The sequence below is a fragment of the Acetobacter pomorum genome, from assembly GCF_002738225.1.
GTDB classification, from domain to species: Bacteria; Pseudomonadota; Alphaproteobacteria; order Acetobacterales; family Acetobacteraceae; genus Acetobacter; species Acetobacter pomorum.
In genome coordinates, this window is sequence record NZ_PEBQ01000103.1 from 22,471 (window position 1) to 28,470 (window position 6,000).

The following is a 6,000-nucleotide window of genomic DNA, read 5'->3' on the forward strand; positions in this document are numbered from 1 at the left end:
GATATCCCACAACAGGCCGTTCCACACGTTCTAGTCGTGCTTCCAAGATCCCGACTGTCTTCACGTCCTCAGAAGAACTGAGGAAATATTTCCCAAAGTCATTTTTACGCAATGGCTCTCTTAATCTCTCCGGGAAGAAGCGCATACAGTATTTGCCTGATGAGATAACAGTGAATGGGGATTACATCTCCCTTTCTAATTGCACTTCACTCTTGCGCGTTCCTAACGGTCTTGATCGGACATGTAGTATCTCACTTGATGGATGCACAAGTCTGAGAGAGATCCCTGAATATTTGTCTGAATTCTCCGGCATAATTGATCTAACCGGGTGCACTGCTCTGGAATACCTTCCAGAAGGAATGCACATTAAAGGCTCAGGTAGCCTTATTCTTGATGGATGCACGTCACTCAAGCATTTGCCCGAAGGTCTCCAAGTTGAGGGCCGGCTTAGCATTAAAGGATGCACTGGTCTGGTGGATCTGCCAAAGGGAATGGAGGTTGGCTTTATGGATATGGGTGGTTGCACCAGTATCGAGCGACTTCCCTCCGACCTAAAGATCCACATGTCGCTTGTTATGGACGGATGCGATAGGATAGCTATTCCTCAATCATTTCTGGATAATCATGAAGGGAAACGAGGAATACGGCTGCCTGAAAACTATCATGTGGTGGAAGCAGATGCTTGCTCCCAGCCTGAATTCTCTCTTTAACATGCTCCCCGTCCTTCAGGCCGGGCTGTAGGTGTAGTCGGTACCCCTAACCCACAATCCTTGGTGCCGTGGGTTAGGGAGTAAGAGCATAGAGCCTTAGGCCGATGCGAAAGGAAGGCAAGAACGGCCATGTTTTTCAGGCTCAAAAGACCAGCCTTCAGGTAAATCCGTCAGTTCAGCATAGCGCACCGGGCCTTGATCATCAGAAGGAGAGATGGTGGCGTGGCCATAATGACGGATATTGAAGATCACACCTTCGGCCAATGCAGCAGTTTTCGGATCGGCTCGCATGTCATCAACCAGAGAAGATAGGCTGCGAGTGATTGTTGAAGGTGTGTTTTCAGAACCAATTCGGACTTTGATATCGTTGTTGGTTGTGGTTGCTGGAACGACGGGTGCAGTTTCTTTGTTCGGCATGGTAGTGCCCTTTGCTTTTGGTTTTCTACAATATCGACTTGATGAAATAACTCTACGTCACGTAGGGTTTTCACGTCAAGAGAAAAATCTACGTTGCGTAGATATGTGTGTATATGTCATGTGTGCCCAATGACAGATTCAACCATAAACACACCAGATAACCAGAACCCCTCTCATTCTACTATATTGAGCCATGATGAGTGGGAAATAAGGGCACGCAAAGCTGGATTGAAGCAGGTTCAGCTTGCTTCGTTGGCAGGTATATCCCCCAATACCGTTTATCGTGCGTTTGCAGGGCACTGGAACAATGGAGATGTGCCAGGCTATCTCAAAGCTATCATCATGGCTTGGGAAATCATGAATGAAGACCAGAAGAAGGAGTGGCGGGAAAATATCGCCTCGCAGACCAGTTAAATGACCACAAGTTAACAGCTTGAGGGCACAATCATCTCGCTGGGTTGTTTCAATTTAGTCTCGCATCGACTTCGTCTCAAGCCAAGAGAGATGATCGGTATTTTTATATCGACTAAAGGGAAAGTCAGAAGGGGGAGATAATCTCTTACCATTGATGTGGTTTAGAATTACCTTGCCAACGGCTTCCCCTAATCCCACAGGAACAGCATTACCGATCTGTTTGTATCGCTCTTTGATAGAGCCGCAGAATTTCCAGTCATCGGGGAATTGCTGAACACGGGCATATTCTTGAACAGAGAGGGGACGATCTTCCTCAGCTTAGAAAGATTGTCTATCTTCCAAGGCTAGTGATCAGATTTGGCATATCCAAATATGTTTTATTGGTTATGAACAGGGGGTTAAATGCCCTTGGTCATTATCGAATAATGAGACAAGGACTTCCTACAATATGACTTACAATATGATCGAGACAGTCAAAACAATTTGCTCAACTGTTGGTCTTATCTGTTTATGTTTACTGGTGGCATTAAAAGGGTCATATCTTGTTACCCCAGCTCATGCTGCTGAAGTTGAGCATGCAAACATGTCGAATGATGTTGTGCGTCAGAGCCCGGAAACTATATTTAAATTTACTTTACCATTGTACGATAAAAAGAAAAATCCAAATCCTTCTGAATACATTTTTACAGAAGAACAAGTTCATACGGCTTATTTCTATCATGACTCGAAAGAATCAGTTTTGGGGGAAGCATCCAGCAAGCCGAGTGTGCCGGAAACAGGTGTTAAATGCTCTACATACGGAGGGACAGTTAAGGCTGATTTTTCTGTGCCGGGAAAAGTTAGAATTCGTTATGACATTCAATCCTACACCTACAAGCCTCTGCCTTTGATGGAGGATGTAAAACGATCTTCATACTTCCCAGTTGTAACCACAGTACGAGGTGATGAAGAGTTTCCGCTTCCATCTGATGGGCATCTTGTTTACAAGAACAGTGATGGCAATTTTCAGATTGTAATTACGCCTGTTTCTGATGGGGTCATTACACACTAAGGTCTGGCGCGTGGCCTGAAGGCTGCTTAAAATGCCGGAATGGCAGCTTAAAAATATTTCACGTCGCAAGAATTCATACTGCTGTACAAGCAGTTTAGAGATTACAAGGACACGCTGATAATCCCTTCTTGCGTTAAGGGCTTACTATCGAACAGATAGCTTGAAAAAACTTTCCCGATGTCATGGTTTACAGGCCATTTTCCTTCACTGCCGTACAGGCAGCTTGGCAAGCACAAGAAAGTCCATAGGCCTTTTGCTGTCTTAAACTGCCGGATAGGCAGAGAAATTCCAGATTTTCATTTTCTAGATGGAAGGGAACATTGAAAACGGCTCAGGTGATTTGTACACCTATATAAGCCGCTATCAGCATTTGGTTTCGCCAGTGTAGGAAAGAAAGATGCATACAGAAACAGGTCAAGAAACAGATCATGATCAATACGTCCCCACATCAATTGACACTGACATTCCTATGCCGGTTAATCGCAAGGAGATAGCTGACAAGCGTGTCAATGCTATGCTGAAGATGAAGGTCGGACACTCTTTCCAGGTGCCGGGCGATCTGGCGCAGCGTTTTATGGATCTGACGCGCCGAAGGAAAGAGTTGAAAGATATGAAATTTGAAAGCCGGACTGTAGACGAATTGTGGAAGCGTATTTGGCGTATTTCGTGAATAGAATAACCGAGTAAGGATGATTACTGCCGCACAGGCAGCTTAAGATTGATATCAGCTTACATTGAAATGAGTGGACTTCCGAACAGGAAGAATTGCCCGGTGACCTTACATTCATGGGTAAGGGATGTCAGAAAATTGAAATTTTGATTTTGTAGAACTCCAGAGCATGCAAATTTCTCAAAAATTGATATAGTCCCCTCAAATTGTTCTCAACGTGAAATCAAAGGTATTATTTATTCTTCCTATGGCTAATTCACCGACAATCCAGATTCATACAACCTCCGCCCAACCTCTTTATAATGCGCGTGCAATTAGTAAGCCCGAGATCTTTATAACAGATGTGCATGGGCAGCTTCTCTTAATGAAGGCATTGGTGGATGAATGTCTGAAGATATCCAACGGGAATTTGAGTTTTTTGGGTGATATGATCGATCGAGGGAAGGACAGCGCAGAATGTCTGGCGTTCGCGATTTCCCTCGCCATTAACATAACTGCGGACCCGTCAGGGCGCGTTGTGAGGTTTATCTGCGGGAACCACGAAGAGATGCTCATCTCTGCGATCAGAGAAGTTAAGAAAGAAGGCGGGTGGGAATATTTAAGCTACCTGATGAAGCGGGCAAATAAAGCATATAAACTTCAAGGCAAGAAGGCAGGGGATTATCAGGCATTTGTATTGGATGCCCTCCCCAAAATAAGTCGACTCTCTGGTGGCAAGAAAATCCAGGGCCGGAAGATTATTTCGAGATGGCCTGCCCTTTGGAGGTTCATTACCTACGGAGGAGCATGGTTCGTGTTGGCCGCATCAGAAGAATGCCAGGATGGAGATGTCGACAGCATCATAACGCGCCATCTTACAGGCAAAGCTGTCGAGGTGATCTCTAAGACTGGTCTGACAGAATGGCTGGTAAGTCAGCCCAATGTGATCAGGTGCGGGGATATCGTAGCTACCCATGGAGGGATACCTTCATTATCTGCTGCTGAAGCGGATCCGGTAGCTTATGGCGAAAGATGTAAGATTGATCCCATGGGCTCGCAAAAGGTCATGGAGAGCATCAATACGAGATGGGTGAGGAAGGGATTTATTGATCGTAGGGACGAGTTCCCCGGTTATACAGTTCTTCATGGTCATACTATTGATAACGAACATGCGGAGATGATTTCGGAGGGTAAGGAAGGGAAATTGGTCTCTCCACGAGCTCCACTCATCGGGATTGATTCAGGAGCCTATAAGACAGGGGTGTTAACTGCTGCGATAATAGAGAAAGGGGCCATTCGCTTTGTTTACGCAACGATGCAGCCCTGACATTCTGCCTCCCCCTCCGATAAAGGAGAAGGAGGGGATGATAAGATGTCTTCTCTAGAGACAAGAAGTCTTGCTGGGATTGGCTTTCTATCCAGCCTTTAAGCAAGAAAGCTCATTGTGTGTAAGAAGTCACGCTCAGAGAGATGGGCTTTGATCTGGCTCTGCCTTCTGGGCTTCCAGGACAACCTCGGACAGTGTATCGCGCAAGCTGTGAAGAACGTTGTCATCTGCCATGATGGTAAGAAGAGCGATCTGGTAGGCCAGTCCATAGTTGTTGGCGGTTGATGCCATGTCGGAGGTCAGCTTCCCGCCGGTGTCAGAAACATCGTGCACAGCGTCATCCACAGCATGCTGGAATTTGTCTAGATGGTCACCAGTCAGGCTTGCCGCCGCGGGCTCTAGAGCGCGGAAGAACTCCATGCAGCGACCAAGATCTGCTATGGTCGGCTCTGGCAGTCCTTGCTCCTGAGAAGGCTGCATGGCCGTGATCAGCGTGCGCCTGGCCAGATTGAAGTTTTCTTCGGCGATTTCTGCCTGATCGCCGTTCATTCTGTGTGCCTGTTTCAGTGCAGCATCGCGTAATTCATAGCCACGGTTTTTCCATAGCCACATGACGGCCTGATCTTGGTCGATATTCACCTCAAATCCCATGTCTGGGGCGATCGTGGCGTAATCAAGGACCCGAATTACGTCTTTGTTGTCTGATGCCTGAGCGACATTGTCAGCAGGATAGTCTCCCCCCCAATCGCAACAGATCAGCTTGGCGATATCAAAAGGGGTGGCATTAGACAGATAGGGGGCCGCGTCAAAGTCGGCCTTTACCCTATGATCATCAGAATGCACTTCGGCTGCAACCATATCACCTTGAATTCCTGATTTCGGCATCTTTCAAATCCTTACCTTCGTGTTGTGAATGTGGGAAAGACAGTAGCATCAGGTGAAGCAAGGAACAGGACTGACCTGATGCATGGAAGGGGCGACAGCGCGCCATTGAAGAACTGAACGAAATACTCCTCAGACACGAAGAAAGAACATCCTGCAGATTGTGCAAGAAACCTTGTGTCGTCATCCTGAAAAATCGGAGTAAAAGGCCTTAACATAACCCCTTCCTGAAGGAATGGTTTTGATTGGTCGGATGTCAAGCAAACCTTGCGTAACAATCTGATCGTTCATAGCATTGTCTTTAATGGCTTTGGATTAATTCAACCGGAAGCAATAATGACAAGACCAAATCAAGCCCATAAATTCTCCCGCGCACGTTCCGTGGCTTTCGCTGGAGTTTTAACCATAGTTGCTACACTGGTTATCAAAGGGGCTAAAAACCGTCACGCTTTAAAAAAGAAGGGCTTTCCTGCATAATTGGTTGAAGAATATTCCTGTTCGCGGTATGTTCTCCTGATGCAGACGGTGAGTATTCCTTACAAAGCTTCGA

8 protein-coding genes and 1 pseudogene are annotated in these 6,000 nt (G+C 46.3%); 6 read left to right on the plus strand and 3 right to left on the minus strand.

The window, feature by feature from the left end:
• Positions 1–293 precede the first annotated feature (293 nt).
• Positions 294–710, plus strand: coding sequence for a hypothetical protein (locus tag CSR02_RS07740; RefSeq protein WP_124297509.1), 417 nt, complete (start codon positions 294–296; stop codon positions 708–710).
• A 96-nt stretch (positions 711–806) separates the two neighbouring features.
• Here CSR02_RS07740 and CSR02_RS07745 read toward each other — a convergent pair whose 3' ends face one another.
• The gene (locus CSR02_RS07745; RefSeq protein WP_099541166.1) at positions 807–1,127 is read right to left on the minus strand and encodes a hypothetical protein; all 321 of its coding nucleotides are present in this window, start codon (positions 1,125–1,127) and stop codon (positions 807–809) included.
• A gap of 129 nt (positions 1,128–1,256) precedes the next feature.
• Here CSR02_RS07745 and CSR02_RS07750 point away from each other — a divergent pair, with 129 nt between their 5' ends.
• Complete coding sequence (locus CSR02_RS07750; protein ID WP_099541167.1) at positions 1,257–1,541, plus strand: helix-turn-helix domain-containing protein; 285 nt, start codon at positions 1,257–1,259, stop codon at positions 1,539–1,541.
• A 54-nt stretch (positions 1,542–1,595) separates the two neighbouring features.
• Here the strand turns inward: CSR02_RS07750 and CSR02_RS07755 are convergent.
• Positions 1,596–1,844 (minus strand): annotated as a pseudogene (locus tag CSR02_RS07755) (DNA cytosine methyltransferase); the annotation flags it as partial.
• 145 nt (positions 1,845–1,989) lie between these two features.
• Here CSR02_RS07755 and CSR02_RS07760 point away from each other — a divergent pair.
• The 3 genes from CSR02_RS07760 (at position 1,990) to CSR02_RS07770 (ending at position 4,568) form a co-directional block, all read left to right on the plus strand.
• Entirely contained in the window at positions 1,990–2,592 is a 603-nt protein-coding gene (locus CSR02_RS07760) for a hypothetical protein (protein ID WP_099541168.1), read from the plus strand.
• A 397-nt stretch (positions 2,593–2,989) separates the two neighbouring features.
• Positions 2,990–3,262, plus strand: coding sequence for a hypothetical protein (locus tag CSR02_RS07765; RefSeq protein ID WP_099541169.1), 273 nt, complete (start codon positions 2,990–2,992; stop codon positions 3,260–3,262).
• 217 nt (positions 3,263–3,479) lie between these two features.
• Positions 3,480–4,568 carry a metallophosphoesterase gene (locus CSR02_RS07770; RefSeq protein ID WP_143225562.1) on the plus strand — a complete coding sequence of 363 codons (1,089 nt, stop codon included), beginning with the start codon at positions 3,480–3,482 and terminating at the stop codon, positions 4,566–4,568.
• 135 nt (positions 4,569–4,703) lie between these two features.
• Here the strand turns inward: CSR02_RS07770 and CSR02_RS07775 are convergent, their stop codons facing one another.
• A complete protein-coding gene (locus tag CSR02_RS07775) occupies positions 4,704–5,453 on the minus strand; it encodes a hypothetical protein (RefSeq protein ID WP_099541171.1) in 750 nt (249 codons plus the stop codon).
• 264 nt (positions 5,454–5,717) lie between these two features.
• Between CSR02_RS07775 and CSR02_RS16305 the strand changes: the two genes are divergently transcribed.
• Positions 5,718–5,927: a hypothetical protein gene (locus tag CSR02_RS16305; RefSeq protein WP_143225563.1), complete on the plus strand. Its 210-nt coding sequence runs from the start codon at positions 5,718–5,720 to the stop codon at positions 5,925–5,927.
• Positions 5,928–6,000 lie beyond the last annotated feature (73 nt).

What these genes read in the sequence shown, in the direction of transcription:
- CSR02_RS07750 (WP_099541167.1), top strand. Translation starts at nt 1,257, where the DNA reads ATGACAGATTCAACCATAAACACACCAGATAACCAGAACCCCTCTCAT.
- CSR02_RS07745 (WP_099541166.1), bottom strand. Translation starts at nt 1,127, where the DNA reads ATGCCGAACAAAGAAACTGCACCCGTCGTTCCAGCAACCACAACCAAC.
- CSR02_RS07760 (WP_099541168.1), top strand. Translation starts at nt 1,990, where the DNA reads ATGACTTACAATATGATCGAGACAGTCAAAACAATTTGCTCAACTGTT.
- CSR02_RS07765 (WP_099541169.1), top strand. Translation starts at nt 2,990, where the DNA reads ATGCATACAGAAACAGGTCAAGAAACAGATCATGATCAATACGTCCCC.
- CSR02_RS07775 (WP_099541171.1), bottom strand. Translation starts at nt 5,453, where the DNA reads ATGCCGAAATCAGGAATTCAAGGTGATATGGTTGCAGCCGAAGTGCAT.